The organism is Burkholderia sp. 4M9327F10 (assembly GCF_005503145.1).
Classification (GTDB): domain Bacteria; phylum Pseudomonadota; class Gammaproteobacteria; order Burkholderiales; family Burkholderiaceae; genus Paraburkholderia.
Map to the genome: position 1 here is coordinate 13,035 of NZ_SCNV01000018.1, position 15,247 is coordinate 28,281.

Annotated in this window: 11 protein-coding genes and 1 tRNA gene; 7 read left to right on the forward strand and 5 right to left on the reverse strand. The window is 61.1% G+C overall.

Going from position 1 to position 15,247, the window contains the following annotated elements; translation table 11 throughout:
- Window positions 1-151 precede the first annotated feature (151 nt).
- Window positions 152-1,153 carry a thioredoxin-disulfide reductase gene (trxB, locus tag FFS45_RS17920; protein ID WP_137955970.1) on the reverse strand — a complete coding sequence of 334 codons (1,002 nt, stop codon included), beginning with the start codon at window positions 1,151-1,153 and terminating at the stop codon, window positions 152-154.
- Between the two features lie 335 nt (window positions 1,154-1,488).
- Between trxB and FFS45_RS17925 the strand changes: the two genes are divergently transcribed.
- Both FFS45_RS17925 and lolA read left to right on the forward strand, forming a co-directional pair.
- Window positions 1,489-3,804: a DNA translocase FtsK gene (locus tag FFS45_RS17925; protein WP_137955971.1), complete on the forward strand. Its 2,316-nt coding sequence runs from the start codon at window positions 1,489-1,491 to the stop codon at window positions 3,802-3,804.
- A gap of 190 nt (window positions 3,805-3,994) precedes the next feature.
- Window positions 3,995-4,711, forward strand: a complete 717-nt coding sequence (lolA, locus tag FFS45_RS17930; protein WP_137955972.1) for an outer membrane lipoprotein chaperone LolA — start codon at window positions 3,995-3,997, stop codon at window positions 4,709-4,711.
- Between the two features lie 7 nt (window positions 4,712-4,718).
- Here the strand turns inward: lolA and FFS45_RS17935 are convergent, their stop codons facing one another.
- Window positions 4,719-5,639 carry a LysR family transcriptional regulator gene (locus tag FFS45_RS17935; protein WP_137955973.1) on the reverse strand — a complete coding sequence of 307 codons (921 nt, stop codon included), beginning with the start codon at window positions 5,637-5,639 and terminating at the stop codon, window positions 4,719-4,721.
- 148 nt (window positions 5,640-5,787) lie between these two features.
- On the opposite strand from FFS45_RS17935, the gene speB reads away from it, so the two are divergent.
- On the forward strand, window positions 5,788-6,777 hold the full coding sequence (gene speB, locus FFS45_RS17940) for an agmatinase (RefSeq protein ID WP_137955974.1): 990 nt from the start codon (window positions 5,788-5,790) through the stop codon (window positions 6,775-6,777).
- A gap of 14 nt (window positions 6,778-6,791) precedes the next feature.
- Here speB and FFS45_RS17945 read toward each other — a convergent pair whose 3' ends face one another.
- From FFS45_RS17945 to cytX, 3 genes are all read right to left on the reverse strand, one after another.
- Window positions 6,792-7,316 carry a DNA-binding protein gene (locus tag FFS45_RS17945; protein ID WP_137955975.1) on the reverse strand — a complete coding sequence of 175 codons (525 nt, stop codon included), beginning with the start codon at window positions 7,314-7,316 and terminating at the stop codon, window positions 6,792-6,794.
- A gap of 5 nt (window positions 7,317-7,321) precedes the next feature.
- Window positions 7,322-7,615 (reverse strand): hypothetical protein, encoded by a 294-nt coding sequence (locus FFS45_RS17950; RefSeq protein ID WP_137956074.1) that lies wholly within the window; start codon window positions 7,613-7,615, stop codon window positions 7,322-7,324.
- A 295-nt stretch (window positions 7,616-7,910) separates the two neighbouring features.
- Window positions 7,911-9,227, reverse strand: a complete 1,317-nt coding sequence (gene cytX / locus FFS45_RS17955; protein ID WP_137955976.1) for a putative hydroxymethylpyrimidine transporter CytX — start codon at window positions 9,225-9,227, stop codon at window positions 7,911-7,913.
- Between the two features lie 202 nt (window positions 9,228-9,429).
- Between cytX and FFS45_RS17960 the strand changes: the two genes are divergently transcribed.
- From FFS45_RS17960 to FFS45_RS17975, 4 genes are all read left to right on the forward strand, one after another.
- The gene (locus tag FFS45_RS17960) at window positions 9,430-10,743 is read left to right on the forward strand and encodes a replication-associated recombination protein A (RefSeq protein WP_137955977.1); all 1,314 of its coding nucleotides are present in this window, start codon (window positions 9,430-9,432) and stop codon (window positions 10,741-10,743) included.
- A gap of 75 nt (window positions 10,744-10,818) precedes the next feature.
- On the forward strand, window positions 10,819-12,114 hold the full coding sequence (gene serS, locus FFS45_RS17965) for a serine--tRNA ligase (protein ID WP_137955978.1): 1,296 nt from the start codon (window positions 10,819-10,821) through the stop codon (window positions 12,112-12,114).
- Between the two features lie 151 nt (window positions 12,115-12,265).
- Window positions 12,266-12,356 (forward strand) — tRNA-Ser (locus FFS45_RS17970).
- A gap of 320 nt (window positions 12,357-12,676) precedes the next feature.
- Entirely contained in the window at window positions 12,677-14,926 is a 2,250-nt protein-coding gene (locus tag FFS45_RS17975) for a hypothetical protein (protein WP_137955979.1), read from the forward strand.
- Window positions 14,927-15,247 lie beyond the last annotated feature (321 nt).

The following is a 15,247-nucleotide window of genomic DNA, read 5'->3' on the forward strand; positions in this document are numbered from 1 at the left end:
GGATGGATGCGCATTAAAAGCACGAAGGGCCGCCAGCTTTCCAGCCGCGGCCCTTCCTGGGTATTGCGTGCGGTAGCCGGTCAGCATTCAGGCCCAAGCCTGAGCGCCATTTTACCGTTCCCGCTTCACCACACCGGTTTGTGTGCGCCGATTAACGATCCGCTTCGGCACTCATCACGTGCTCGCCGACCATTTCATCAATGGTCTCCAAGTAACGCTGCGCGTCCAGCGCCGCCATACAGCCCGTGCCGGCGCTGGTAATGGCCTGGCGATAGACGTGATCCTGCACGTCCCCGGCGGCAAACACGCCCGGCACGCTGGTGCCCGTCGCGTTGCCCGACAGCCCGCCGTTGGTGATGATGTAGCCGTTCTTCATCTCCAGCTGGCCTTCGAAGATATCCGTATTCGGCTTGTGGCCGATCGCCACAAACAGGCCCTGCAGCGCGATGTCCGTGGTTTCGCCGCTCTTCGTGCTCTTGATGCGCAGGCCGGTTACGCCCGACTGGTCGCCCGTCACTTCATCCAGCACGTGATTCCACTTGATCTCGACGACGCCTTCCTTCTCCTTCGCCAGCAGACGGTCGATCAGGATCGGCTCGGCGCGGAACTTGTCGCGGCGGTGGATCACCGTCACTTTCTTCGCGATGCCGGCCAGGTAGAGGGCTTCCTCGACTGCCGTATTGCCGCCGCCGATCACCGCCACGTGCTGCTGCTTGTAGAAGAACCCGTCGCAGGTCGCGCAGGCCGACACGCCCTTGCCCATGAACGCCTCTTCCGACGGCAGTCCCAGGTACTGCGCCGACGCGCCCGTTGCGATGATCAGCGAGTCGCAGGTGTATTCGCCCGAGTCGCCGATCAGGCGGATCGGCTTCTCGTTGAGCTTCGCCGTGTGGATGTGATCGAAAATGATTTCGGTGTTGAAGCGCTCAGCGTGCTCCAGGAAACGCGCCATCAGTTCCGGGCCTTGCACGCCGTTCGCGTCGGCCGGCCAGTTTTCGACGTCCGTGGTGGTCATCAGCTGGCCGCCCTGGGCGAGACCCGTGACGAGCACCGGGTTCAGGTTGGCGCGCGCCGCGTAGACGGCGGCCGTATAGCCTGCCGGGCCGGAACCGAGGATCAGGACTTTGGCGTGTTTCGTGGTGGATGCGGGCATGATCGAAATCCGTAAAAAGCGCCCGGCTCGCCCATGCGAGGCCGCGCGGCTACAGTTCAACGTGAGCTGGAACTGTAGATGGGTATCAGACGGGCATTATAAAGGTCAGCAGGCGGGGCTGCTTCATGAAGCTTCCTGATCGTCCCGATAGCCTGTTGCGGCCGTTTGGCCCGAAAACCACGCCGGCAGGCCGCAGTTACCGTCATTTACAGCCTTGCGCACGACACTACGTTTACAATAGGCCGGATCGAACGACCCGGCGGCCACGACCGGGCGCCCAGCACCGCCTGGGGCCGCGCCCTGGCCGCTGATGGGCTACACCCGCTACAGGATCAATGGCAAAAGCTCCTTATTCCGCGAGCGCGCAGGCATTGCCGCACCGCATGTCGCGCCTCTTCACCGAAATCCGCTGGATCCTGCAGGTTGCGCTCGGCGTTTTCCTGCTGATGGCGCTTGTCAGCTACAGCCGGCACGATCCGAGCTGGACGCACGCCGCGCAGGTCGACCACATCGCCAACTGGGCCGGCCGCGTCGGCGCCTGGACTTCCGATATTCTGCTGCTTCTGTTCGGCCTGTCCGCGTACTGGTGGGTCGTGCTGCTCAGCCGCAGCATTTCGGCCAACTACCGCCGCATCACCCGTCACGAGGCGCTGCCCGAGGACAAGCCGCGTGATGCGAGCTGGCTTGCCGAGATTTTCGCCTTTGTGCTGGTGCTGCTCGCGAGCGACGGCATCGAGGCGCTGCGCATGTGGTCCCTGAAGGTGCAATTGCCGCGCGCGCCAGGCGGCGTGATCGGCGAGGCCGTGGCGCGCGGCGTTTCGCATGCGCTCGGCTTCACGGGCGGTACGCTCGCGCTGCTGCTGGCGCTAGGTATCGGTTTGTCGCTGTATTTCCGTTTTTCCTGGCTTTCCGTGGCAGAGCGGGTCGGGGATTCGATCATTTCCGCCGTGACTTTTGCCCGGCTGCGCCGCGAAGCCGGCCGTGACCGCAAGCTGGGCGAGGCCGCCGCCGTCAAGCGCGAAGGCAAGGTGGAGCAGGGCCGCGTGCGCATCGAGGAGCACGAGCCCGTCATGATCGTGCCGCCGGTGGCGACGCCGGCCAAGTCCGAGCGCGTCGAGAAAGAGCGCCAGGTGCCGCTCTTCACCGATCTGCCGGGCGATTCCACGCTTCCTCCGATCTCGTTGCTCGATCCCGCGCCCGCCGCGCAGGAAACCATCTCGCCCGATACGCTTGAGTTCACCTCGCGTCTGATCGAGAAGAAGCTGAAGGATTTTGGCGTCGAAGTGAGCGTGGTCGCCGCTTATCCGGGGCCGGTTGTCACGCGCTACGAAATCGAGCCGGCCACCGGCGTGAAGGGCAGCCAGATCGTCAATCTGGCGAAGGACCTGGCGCGCTCGCTGTCGCTGGTGTCGATCCGCGTGGTCGAAACGATCCCCGGCAAGAATTTCATGGCGCTGGAACTGCCGAACCAGCGCCGCCAGACCGTGAGTCTCTCGGAAATTCTCGGCTCGGCTGTGTATGCCGATGCCGCCTCGCCGTTGACCATGGGCCTCGGCAAGGACATTGGCGGCAAGCCGGTGTGCGCCGACCTCGCCAAGATGCCTCACCTGCTGGTGGCCGGCACGACCGGTTCAGGCAAGTCGGTGGGGATCAACGCGATGATCCTGTCGCTGCTCTACAAGGCGAGCGCCGAGCAGGTCCGGATGATCCTGATCGATCCCAAGATGCTCGAAATGAGCGTCTACGAAGGCATTCCTCACCTGCTGTGTCCGGTCGTCACGGACATGCGCCAGGCCGGCCACGCGCTGAACTGGGCGGTCGCCGAAATGGAGCGCCGCTATAAGCTGATGAGCAAGCTCGGCGTGCGTAACCTCGCGGGCTACAACAACAAGATCGACGAAGCCGCCAAGCGCGAAGAAAAGCTGCCCAATCCGTTCAGCCTGACGCCGGACGATCCGGAACCGCTGACGCGTCTGCCGAACATCGTGGTCGTGATCGACGAACTGGCCGACCTGATGATGGTCGTCGGCAAGAAGGTCGAAGAACTGATCGCGCGGATTGCGCAGAAAGCGCGCGCCGCCGGCATCCACCTGATTCTGGCGACGCAGCGCCCGTCCGTCGACGTCATCACCGGCCTGATCAAGGCCAACGTGCCGACGCGGATGGCCTTCCAGGTGTCGTCGAAGATCGACTCGCGCACCATTCTCGACCAGCAGGGCGCGGAATCGCTGCTTGGCATGGGCGATATGCTGTATCTGCCGCCCGGCAGCGGCCTGCCGGTGCGTGTGCACGGTGCTTTCGTCTCCGACGAGGAGGTGCATCGCGTCGTCGAGAAGCTCAGGGAGCAGGGCGAGCCGAACTACATCGAGGGCATCCTCGAAGGCGGCGTGACCAGCGACGGCGACGAAGGTTCTGCCGGCGCCGAGGGAACTGGCGCAGGCGGTGGCGAGTCGGACCCTCTATACGATCAGGCGGTGGAAGTCGTTATCAAGAATCGCCGTGCGTCGATTTCGCTGGTGCAGCGGCATTTGCGGATCGGCTACAACCGCGCAGCCCGCCTGCTCGAACAGATGGAGCAATCCGGGTTGGTGTCGGCGATGTCGTCGAACGGCAATCGCGAGATTCTGGCACCGGCGCGGGAAGCCGAGTAGGCGTCGTAGGCGTTGGCCACGGCCCTGTGACGACCCGCTGTGAGCATGTTTGCTCGCCTTGGGGCAGTGAAGCCAGATATTCCCCCGCGAGCCGCCTGAGCGGCTCATGCACCCAACATAGACGGGCGGCGGCGCTTACCGGGCGTCGCAACGCCTTTGAGCTCGGTCCGATTGAATTCAGGGAGAAAAAATGCAGCAATATGCCGGGCATAGCGCCCATTCTGGCCGTTTCGGTCATCTGCTTCGAACGCTTACGCGCGGCGTGGGCAGCGTTGCGATCGGTGCATCGCTGCTGGTCGCCCAGCAGGCGTTTGCTAGCGGCACTGAACAGTTGAAGGCGTTTGTCGCGCAGGTGCATTCGGCGCGTGGCGACTTCGTGCAGCAGGAAGTGCGTGCGCCGAGCAAGGCGCAAGCCGCGAGCGATGCCGCACAGATCATGCCGAAAAACACAACGTCGAGCGGTACGTTTGTGTTTGCCCGCCCGGGCAAATTCATCTGGTCATATGAAAAGCCGTATGAACAGGTGCTGCAGGCGGACGGCGACAAGCTCTACGTCTACGACAAGGACCTGAACCAGGTGACGGTGCGCGCGCTCGGCGGCGCACTGGGCGCGAGCCCAGCGGCGATCCTGTTCGGCAGTAACGACCTGGACAAGAACTTCACGCTGCGCGACGCGGGTGTGAAGGCGGGTATCGACTGGCTCGAACTGATTCCGAAGGCGAAAGACACGCAGTTCCAGAGCGTGGGCATTGGGTTTCGTGACGGCAATCTGCAAGCCATGGAACTGCACGATGTGTTCGGCAACGTGACCTTGCTGACGTTCTCGAACATCCAGAAGAACCCGCCGCTCCCCGCGGACGCGTTCAAGTTCACGGTGCCGAAGGGCGCCGACGTGATTAACGGGTAAGCGCCGCTTACTCGTCAGCTTTAGCGCCGCGCGGTGGATGCGCGGCTTTCATATCTTCGATAAACGCTTCGACGATATCGGTTCGATGCTGCCGTGCTCGCGTGACCATATGAAACGCCACACGGTACTTCATCTGCGCCGGGTTTAGCGCGGCGAGCAAACCTTGCTTCACATACGGCGCCGCGAAATGCCCCGGCAGATAGCCGAGGTGGTGGCCCGACAGCACCAGCATCGCGACCGCCTCCATGTTGTCGGCCACGGCGGTGACGTTCTCCGGAGTCGTCGAACTCCCGGCCTCGGGTAGCGGGTAACTGCGCCACGCCCACTCATGCAGCGCCGCTTCTGCCGGCGTGACTTTACCGGCCCGTGAGAACAGGGGATGTCCGTTTGCGCAATACGCGAACTGATCCTCGGCGAACACTTCGGTGTATTCGAGCGAGGGCACCCGGTGCCAGAAATAGCCAATCCCCACCTGAATCCGCCCGTTCAGCAGCAGTTCTTCCAACTCGCCCGGCGAGCGCACCAGAATCGAAAACCGTACGGATTGATCGCGCGTGCGAAACCGCCCGATCGCGTTGCTGATGCGCGCGCTCGCCGACACCGGCGTATGCCCGATCATGCCGATGTCGAGCGTGCCGACCAGCTTGCGGCCGACGTTGCGCGCTTGCATGCCGAAGGTGTCGACGGCGGCGAGCAGAGCTCGCGCCGCCTCGATGAACTGCTCTCCACGGGCGGTCAGGCTGAAACCGCTACGGCCGCGCTCGCACAGCCGGTAGCCGAGGCGTGTTTCCAGCGTGGCGAGCTGAGTGCTGATGGTCGATTGGCCGACATTCAGTGTGGCTTGAGCCGGCGAGACGCCGCCGGCGTCCACGATCGCGAGGAATACGCGGATCAGACGCAGGTCGAGATCGGTGAGTTGCGAGAACATGGGTGTGGATACATCGCTATCAATCGATGTGAAGTTTATTCCCCGAGCATTTTATATTGATACAAAGTGCTCAAAAATGAGAATTCTTCCAGCTAATTGACCGATTCGACAGGGTCTTCGCTGGCGATCTTTTCATTGCCGAGACACGATGAATACCTCTTCTTTCATTTCCCCCGATCTTTCCGAACGTCCCCAGCCGTTGTCCGGCAACACAATGCCTCGCTGCGGCGGTATAGCAACGATGATGCGTTTGCCGAATGTCGGCTCGGTGGAAGGGCTCGACGCATGTTTCGTGGGTGTACCGTTCGACCTCGGCACTTCGAACCGTACCGGTGCGCGTTTCGGACCGCGGCAGATTCGCAGCGAATCGGTGCTGCTGCGCCCCTACAACATGGCCACGCGCGCCGCGCCGTTCGATTCGCTGCGCGTGGCGGATATGGGTGACGTCGCGATCAACCCGTACAACCTGCTCGATTCGGTCGCGCGGATTGAAGCCGCCTACGACGAGATTCTCCAGCACGGCACGAAGCCGATCACGCTAGGTGGCGATCACACGATTGCCTTGCCGATTCTGCGGGCGATTCACCGCAAGTACGGCAAGGTTGGACTGATTCATGTTGACGCACATGCGGACGTCAACGACACGATGATGGGCGAGAAAATCGCACACGGCACGCCGTTCCGCCGTGCGGTGGAAGAAGGCCTGCTGGATTGCGAGCGTGTCGTGCAGATTGGATTGCGTGGCACCGGCTACGAAGCGGAGGACTTTGACTGGTGCCGCAACCAGGGTTTCGAAGTGGTGCAGGCCGAAGCGTGCTGGAACCAGTCGCTCGTGCCGCTCATGTTGCGCGTGCGTGAACGGATGGGCGATGCGCCGGTGTACATCACCTTTGATATTGACGGGATTGATCCGGCGTTTGCACCCGGCACCGGCACGCCTGAGATTGCCGGTTTGACCGTGCCGCAAGCGCTCGAGATTATTCGAGGCTCGCGTGGCCTGAACATTGTGGGCTGCGATCTGGTTGAGGTTGCGCCGCCATACGATCCGTTCGGGACGACCGCACTGCTGGGCGCCAATCTCGCATTCGAACTGCTCTGCGTGTTGCCGGGCGTGCAATATCGCCCGGCAAAGCGTTGAAGGTGGGCGCTCCCTTATGCAATCAGGCCTTCAAGCCGGCGATTGACCTGTGGCTCAAGTTGGCGTGTTTCTTTCACAAGATTGACCTGCTTGGCGGATTTCGCAACTTCGAGGATGTCCGGCTTGATGTCATAGCCACCGCGCGTGTTTAACCACGCAAGGACGTCCCACAAGTGCCAGACCGACGGGTTGCCCTCATGGACCGGGATCGGGAAGTCGGCCGCGTGGCTGAGCATCAGCTTGCGCATGTTCTGGCGCGACACACCGGCGACGTCAGCGACGTCCGTGAGGCCGACGAAGTCCGGCGCGGCTTCGACGAGGCGGGCGGACGGCACGGCGCGCTTCACGTCCTCGAGGGCGCTCATCAGCGCCTGGAGTGCGCTGGAGCCTTCGCGAGTGAAGACGAGCGCGATGCGCCCCGGCAGCCCGATGCCGATGGTTGCGTCGTCGCATCCTGCTTCAGCGAGGCGCTCGACGATCTCGTCCTGGTCGCAGTCTTCTGCTGCCAACTGGTATTTCAGCGTGAAGTCGTATTCCATCATTTTTACTCCTGCTTGCCGGCGTGCTTGCGTGTGCCTTCTGGCGCACGCTTGTGCCGATGTGTCGTGCAATTGTCGACCACCCTTCTGAGAAGCCGAGCGTGATTTCCTGGATTCTTGGGCGTGCTCCAGACACTGGTGATGCAGAACTCGCCGCACCGGCATTCCGAGTCGTTGTACGGACAGTACATTTTTCCCCAGGCGTGCCCTTTACCGCCGCTCTTGACGCGCCAACCGGATGCTTCGGCATAGGCCAGTGCGTCTTCTACTTCCTTCTTTGAGTGCGTCCCTCGAATCATCAATGGCCTCATCTTACGTTCGTTGATCATGGTTGTCAAGTGACAACTTGGCTTGTAAAGGCACACCGGAATGCGTCAGTGATTCGTTTTCGGGAGGAAATGAATGTGAGTGAATCTATCTCGCAAATGCAGGTGCCAGATAGCAACTACATCATGTTGGGAGGCCTCGCGCACCCTGAACGGAAGTTATAGGACGAACGGAATATCGGGAGTGGGGCAGCGCGGGGAGGAGGGTGCGCCGCTCGGAGATTCAGGCAGACGGCCCGCGTTGCACGGGCCGTTGGTGCGTATCCGCTTATGCGTAGGCGGTTTTGCGTGCCGACACCATGGCGAAATAGCAGAGTGCGCCGATTGCCAGAGCAGGGAGCGTGGCACCGAGATTCGGCAGCCATTGGTTGATGGCCTGATAGGCAACGATCCCAATTGCCCAGGCCACGAACGCGCTCAGATGCCAGCCGCCTGAGAAGCCGTAACGGCCTTGCAGGTCGGCGAGCGCGGCCGTTTCGATGCGGCGCTTGCGCACGATGAAGTGATCCACCAGCACAACGCCGAACAGTGGCGCGAACACGGAGCCGATCAGCAGCAGGAAGTTCTGGTATTTGGCCATCGGCACGAGCAGGGCGATTGCCGTGCACAGCGCGCCGAACGCGGCCGACAGTAGCGGCACCGTCGCACGGGTCCAGAACGTGCCGGTTGAAACGGCCGCCGAGTGGATATCGGCGAAGGCGTTGTCCACCTCGTCGATCAGGATCAGCAGCAATGCGAGGCCGCCGCCCGCCTGCGCGAGTGCGCCGGTCAGCAATGCATCGCCACCGCCAGCCGCGAGGCCGTAGATTGCGCCGAGTGCGTAAAACCAGATATTCGCGATTCCGTAACCGAGCAAGGTGCCGCGGAACGATTCACCGGCGCGGCGGCCGAAGCGCGTGTAATCGGCAATCAGCGGCAGCCATGACAACGGCATCGCGACGACCAGATCGATCGCGCCGCCGAACGACATATCGCCGGTGCCCGGACGGCGCATCAGCGCCGCCAGGTCATGCTTCGCCAGCAGATTCCACGACAGCCACGCGGCGCCGGCGAGCAGCAGCCAGATGCCCCAGGTCCGCAAAAAGCGTCGCACGAATGACAGGGGGCCGCTGATCGCCAGCAGCGTGGCGAGCAGGCCGAAGACGATCGTCCAGATGAGCGGCATCGACCGGTGGAAGGCCTGCTGGGCGAGTGCGTCGGCCGAATCGCGCATCACGATCACCTCGAACGAACCCCAGCCGACCAGTTGCACCGCGTTGAGCACGGCAGGCACCGAGGCGCCGCGCAAGCCGAGCGTGGGGCGCAACGACGACATGGCGGCAAGTCCCGTATCCGTGCCGATCACGCCGGCGAGCGCGAGCAGCACCACGCCGATCACACTGCCGATGCCAATGGCAGCCAGCGCATGCGGCAGCGACAGCCCCGGTACGAGCAGGGCGCCCGCCTGGGCGACCAGCAGGCCGATGCCGAGCGAGAACCACAAGGCGAAGGCATCGCCGGTGCGAAACGCGCGGCGGGCTTCGGGCACCGGCGTGAGCGGTGCGTAGGTGGAACCGGCGTCGCCGGAGAGTGGATCTTGTGCCATTGGATGTTGTTCCTGTTGGGTCGCGAATTCGCGAATCTGCACTTGTGCACGCGCCTCGCTCGTCACGGCGCGGTCACTGTCATAATGCAGGACCGTGCCGCAGCCTGCACGCCGGCGCTTGCGCTGGCCGGGCGCGCGTCGTGCCGGGTTCTGGTCAGGTGGCCGAACCATGCCGGAAAGCCGAGATTATCCACAAAACGCCATGTTTGAAGAAACCCGTGCCAACGTGCCGCTCGCCGAGCGCTTGCGTCCCCGCAATATCGACGAAGTTATCGGCCAGAAACATCTGCTAGGCCCGAACAAGCCGTTGCGGGTCGCTTTCGAGTCGGGCGAAGCGCATTCGATGATCCTCTGGGGGCCGCCAGGTGTCGGCAAGACTACGCTCGCGCGGCTGATGGCCGATGCTTTTCACGCCGAATTCATCGCGCTGTCGGCGGTGCTCTCGGGCGTGAAGGATATCCGCGAAGCCGTCGAGACCGCGCAAGTGCATCGCGCGCATGGACACCAGACGCTGGTGTTCGTCGACGAAGTGCATCGCTTCAACAAAAGCCAGCAGGATGCCTTCCTTCCGCACGTCGAGTCGGGATTGTTCGTGTTCGTCGGTGCGACGACCGAGAACCCGTCGTTCGAGGTGAACAGCGCATTGCTTTCGCGTGCGGCCGTCTACGTGCTGAAGAGTCTCGATGACGATGAGCAGCGCGAACTCCTCGGGCGCGCGCAGCAGGAACTCGGCGGTCTGACGTTCACGGACGAAGCCCGCGATGCGCTGATTGGTTCTGCCGACGGCGACGGCCGCAAGCTGCTCAACAACCTTGAAATCGTCGCGCGGGCCGCGGCGCAGCAGAAAAGTACGGAGATCGACGGCGCGTTGCTTGGCAGCGCGCTCGCGGAAAACCTGCGGCGCTTCGACAAGGGCGGCGACGCCTTTTACGACCAGATCAGCGCGCTGCATAAGTCGGTGCGCGGCAGCAATCCGGACGGCGCCTTGTACTGGTTCTGCCGGATGATCGACGGTGGCGCGGATGCGCGTTATCTGGCTCGCCGCATCGTGCGGATGGCCTGGGAAGACATTGGCCTCGCCGATCCGCGTGCGGCCCGCATCGCGCTCGATGCCGCCGAAACCTACGAACGCCTCGGCACGCCGGAAGGTGAACTCGCACTCGCCCAGGCGCTGATCTACCTGGCGGTGGCGCCGAAGTCGAATGCCGGCTACATGGCGTACAACGAAGCGCGGCGCTTTGTCAGCAAGGACCAGTCGCGCGGGGTGCCGGTGCATCTGCGCAACGCGCCGACCAAGCTGATGAAAGAGCTCGGCTACGGTCACGAGTACCGTTACGCGCACGATGAACCGGACGCCTACGCCGCAGGCGAGACCTACCTGCCCGACGGGATGCGCGAGCCGCACTGGTACGAGCCGACCCCGCGCGGCCTCGAAGGCAAGATCGGCGAGAAGCTGGCGCGCCTGGCCGAACTCGACGCGCAATGGCGCAGCGAGAACAAGCCAAAAAAGAACTGAGCTCCCCGATGCGCCGGCAGCCCGTGCCGGTGCGCTAAAATCCCAGCTTCATACAACGAACTTCCGCCCCAACCCATGCTCGACATCCAGTTGCTGCGCAAAGACCTCGACGGCGTCGCGAAGCGCCTCGCCGACCGCGGCTATACCCTCGACGTGGCGGCTTTTACCGCCCTCGAAGCGGAACGCCGCGCCGTTCAAACCCGCACCGAAGAGCTGCAGGCCCGCCGCAACAGCCTGTCGAAGCAGATCGGCGCGATGAAAGGGCGCGGAGAGGATACCTCGGCGGTGATGGCCGAAGTGGGCGGTCTGGGCGACGAGATGAAGGCGTCGGCAGTTCAGCTCGAAGATATCCAGAACCGTTTGTCCGACCTTATGCTCGGCATGCCCAACCTGCCGCACGAAAGCGTGCCGGCCGGCAAGAGCGAAGCGGACAACGTCGAAGTGCGCCGCTGGGGCACACCGCGCCAGTTCGACTTCGAGGTGAAGGATCACGTGGATGTAGGCACGCCGCTCGGCCTTGATTTCGAAACGGGTGCGAAGCTCTCCGGTGCGCGTTTCACCATGCTGCGCGGCCAGATTGCGCGTCTGCATCGCGGGCTCGCGCAGTTCATGATCGACACCCACACGCTGTATCACGGCTATACCGAGATCTATACGCCGTACATCGTCAATCCCGAGATTCTCTACGGCACCAGCCAGTTGCCAAAGTTTGCCGACGACATGTTCCGTGTGGAGAAAGGCGGCGCTGAGAATCCGGTGACGCAATATCTGATTTCCACCTCGGAAATTTCGCTGACCAACACGGTGCGCGAAAGCATCGTCGAAGCAGATGCGTTGCCGATCAAGCTGACTGCGCACTCACCGTGCTTCCGTTCCGAAGCGGGCTCGTATGGCCGCGATACGCGCGGCATGATTCGCCAGCATCAGTTCGACAAGGTCGAAATGGTGCAGATCGTCGCGCCGGAAACGTCGTATGACGCGCTTGAACAGATGGTCGGCCACGCCGAGACGATTCTGCAGAAGCTTGAGTTGCCGTATCGCGTCATCACGCTGTGCACGGGTGACATGGGCTTTTCCGCGACGAAGACCTATGACCTCGAAGTCTGGCTGCCTGCGCAAAACACCTATCGCGAGATTTCGAGCTGCTCGAATACCGAGACGTTCCAGGCTCGCCGCATGCAGGCGCGTTATCGCAACGCCCAAGGCAAGCCGGAACTGGTGCATACGCTGAATGGCTCGGGACTGGCTGTGGGCCGGACGCTGGTCGCTGTGCTGGAGAATTTCCAGAATGCCGATGGCTCGGTGACGGTGCCGGTAGCGCTGCGCCCGTACGTTGGGGGCATGGAGCGGCTGGAAGTGGCGGCTGCCTGAGGCTGAGTGGCGGGTTTCCGGGGCCGCTTCGCAGATTCTGTGAAAAGGGGCTTGGAAACCTGTTCCAACTGTTCTATAATCTTCGCTTCGCCAAGCAGCGACCCGCTTGGTGTAGAGGGTGAAGTGTAGTTTGTTCACCGTCGACAATGCCGGAAAGGTGGCAGAGTGGTCGAATGCGCCGGACTCGAAATCCGGTGTACAGTTATGCTGTACCGTGGGTTCGAATCCCACCCTTTCCGCCAGAATTAATCAAAAAACCCCGTAAAGTCAAAGACTTACGGGGTTTTTTGTTTCCCGGCTCACGAAACGACTATCAAATCTAAAATGCCCGACTCGCTGAGAGCGTCGCCGGGCTCTTCGCCCGCCCGTCGTATACCCAATCGCGCAAACGACACATCTAGCAGAGCCGAAAAGGGCATGGCAGAACATTCTCTTGATAAATTGGTTTTTCCCTGAGTCCGCGCTAGCATACGGCGGTCAGGGCGGGGAATGTCCCTGATCAATTCGCACCTTCACGAAGTGCCCGTAACGCTAAGCGTGCCCGATACATATAGGTGTGGTCATGCAACATAATAGCGACAGACCAAAGCGAGCCTTGATTGCCTATTGCGCGCTCGCGGATCGTCTCAAAACGCAGGGCGTCGGCGCCTTGCAATCCCTCATTCCGTTTTTCGCAGAAGCCTGTACGCAGTTTGCTGGCGAGCTTTTTGACGCCCAGAAGTTTTCTGCCGCAGTGGCCGAACGCTACGGAATCAAAATTCCCAGACTCGCTGCCCTCGGATTAGCCGAGCATCTTGTTCGTGAAGGAATACTCGAAGAGATTTCGAATCATGGAGCAAGCTCAGTCTACCGATACCTAAAGCCCGCGCAGATCGCAAGCAGTGTTGCGGCTTCGTCGGTAAGTGAAGTCGAGGTCGAGAAAATTCTCGCCTCGTTTGCTGCGTATTGCCGCGTGGATGATCGCCTCGCGACCATCGATGATGCGTCGCTCCATGCGGGCTTCCTGAGCAGGTTGCTTAACATCGACTCGATGAAACTGCTCGCTCGACGTGAAGCCTCAATTGCCGCAAAAAAGAGTCCCAATACTCTTACCGTTCCATCGCGAACCCCCGCACGGGATGCGCATGAGAGTCAGGAGCTACATCTTGACTTTCTGACTTCACAATTTCTGCTGGACCTGCGTGACAAACAGCAGGCGATGTTCGAAGTTGTTTCGGATGTGGCGTTCGCGAGTATGGCAGCGGAAGCAATCACATGTTTTCTTGAACCGTCAGTCGCCGGAGCCGCACTGGATGGTCTAACTGTTTTTCTTGATTCACCACTATTGCTCGACATGCTCAGTGTTAATGATGAATACGCCGAGTATGGGAAGGAATTGCTCGAAACCATCAAGGCCAGTGGGGCACACGCGGCGGTGCTGGAGCATTGCGTGATAGAAGCCGAAACCGCGGTCTACGCTCAACTTCAGTATTTGCGGTCCGGTGTGAATCAGTTTGGCTACAAATGGGGGGCATCGTCTAAACCCGATCTTCTGAATGCACTGGTAGGCAACGTCGGTGAACGAGCTTATGAACGCCTCAATATCGATGTCCAGCGTGACCCTGATCTGAGTTTGTTTCGTCGATCGCCTACCACCGTAGCGGAGATCGACGCGGAAATGGATAGGCGCATGCAGGCTTGGAAAAATGCAGAGGCGAAAGAGCACGACAGAAAATCTGTCTGGTCAATGCTCACGATCCGGGATACCTCAAGTCCGTGTCCCAAAATATGCGATGCGAAATGGCTCTTGCTTTCACGCAATACCGCCTTGGTCTCAATTGCAAATAACGCTTGGGATCGCTGGCTGAAAGGCACAACCAAGCACAGTTCGGTTCACATCGATAAATGGGCACCCGTTTCGATGTCGGACAAGCAATTTGCGGGCTATGTGTGGGCGCGTGGCGGTGGAGCGAATGTCACAATGCCGCGAACTAGGTTGCTGGCCCACTGTTCGGCTGCTGTTCGCCCGCGCGCTGACGTGAAGGCGAGAGCATACAACTTGGTTTTGGACTTGACCGGGAAGGACGAAGCAGACGATCTTGCCGCTCTGTTGGAGGATCGCGAAGGAGCGCGTGCGCTTATGCGGGTTACCAGAGGCGACCCTGAAGACGTTACGCCGGAACGGCTGCCATTCATTATCGAGCAGGTCAAACTAGCGGCGGGCGAATTTGCTGCCGCTCGTGTTCGCGAGGAAAGTGAGCAAAGAACAAAGGAACTCAATGCCGCTCATGAAGCGGAAAATCAGCGCATACGCGATGAAGCGGCAGCAGCCGAGGCCATGCGGATAGAGGAGGTCGCAGCAGCGGACGTGGCTCTACGCGAGCAAAGAGCGCGACACGAAGAACTCGCCGCCGTGAATCTCGAGCTACAACAGGAGTTAGATGCGCAAAAGGCAGCGGATGCAACTAGGGCAGTGGGGATACTGAAGGACGGCCTCAACGCCGGTACCAGTCGATTTAGCCAATTGCGCTGGGCGACTGCAATATTTTTCGGACTGTTGTCCGGTGCGGTTGCCTACGTCTCGACAGTCAATCCGCTTGTTTCGGTCTGCCTTGCTCCTGTCGTCGCCATCGGTGGGTTTTGGTTCGTTCCTGAGTTCTTGGAATCACCGCTTGACCGAATCGCGATGCGGAAGCTCCGCCGGGTCATTAAAGACAAGGACGAAAGCATTGTGATTCCGGATGCAATGCCGGATTTCAGGCGACGTACATGGAGTGCTATCGCCGAACTTCCCCATTCATCGGCAGCGCAACAGTCTTCCGTGGCCGGGTAAGTAGGTCGCCAATGATCTGAGATGGGACCTGCTGGATGTCGCGGAACGCGATCGTGATCCCGGTTACCGGTCGTCACTGCAATTTGATTGCCTCGTCATTCCCATGCAGCTCGCATTTGGCTGCGGGTTAACGACAGATTTTCCTTTTGTCAATCGTCTGAGAATATGTTTTTCCACCGTTCGCTAGGGGGCAAAAATGGCGATTTACAAGAACGCGAATTACTTGACTCAGAACAACAGCACGGCATTCGATGCTGTTCACAACGCCGGTGCTGCGACACCATATTCGGGGATTTATCGTTGTGAAGGTTGCGGCAAGAA

Coding starts and splice junctions, on each gene's coding strand:
- trxB (WP_137955970.1), bottom strand. CDS start 1,153: ATGCCCGCATCCACCACGAAACACGCCAAAGTCCTGATCCTCGGTTCC.
- FFS45_RS17925 (WP_137955971.1), top strand. CDS start 1,489: ATGGCAAAAGCTCCTTATTCCGCGAGCGCGCAGGCATTGCCGCACCGC.
- lolA (WP_137955972.1), top strand. CDS start 3,995: ATGCAGCAATATGCCGGGCATAGCGCCCATTCTGGCCGTTTCGGTCAT.
- FFS45_RS17935 (WP_137955973.1), bottom strand. CDS start 5,639: ATGTTCTCGCAACTCACCGATCTCGACCTGCGTCTGATCCGCGTATTC.
- speB (WP_137955974.1), top strand. CDS start 5,788: ATGAATACCTCTTCTTTCATTTCCCCCGATCTTTCCGAACGTCCCCAG.
- FFS45_RS17945 (WP_137955975.1), bottom strand. CDS start 7,316: ATGGAATACGACTTCACGCTGAAATACCAGTTGGCAGCAGAAGACTGC.
- FFS45_RS17950 (WP_137956074.1), bottom strand. CDS start 7,615: ATGATTCGAGGGACGCACTCAAAGAAGGAAGTAGAAGACGCACTGGCC.
- cytX (WP_137955976.1), bottom strand. CDS start 9,227: ATGGCACAAGATCCACTCTCCGGCGACGCCGGTTCCACCTACGCACCG.
- FFS45_RS17960 (WP_137955977.1), top strand. CDS start 9,430: ATGTTTGAAGAAACCCGTGCCAACGTGCCGCTCGCCGAGCGCTTGCGT.
- serS (WP_137955978.1), top strand. CDS start 10,819: ATGCTCGACATCCAGTTGCTGCGCAAAGACCTCGACGGCGTCGCGAAG.
- FFS45_RS17975 (WP_137955979.1), top strand. CDS start 12,677: ATGCAACATAATAGCGACAGACCAAAGCGAGCCTTGATTGCCTATTGC.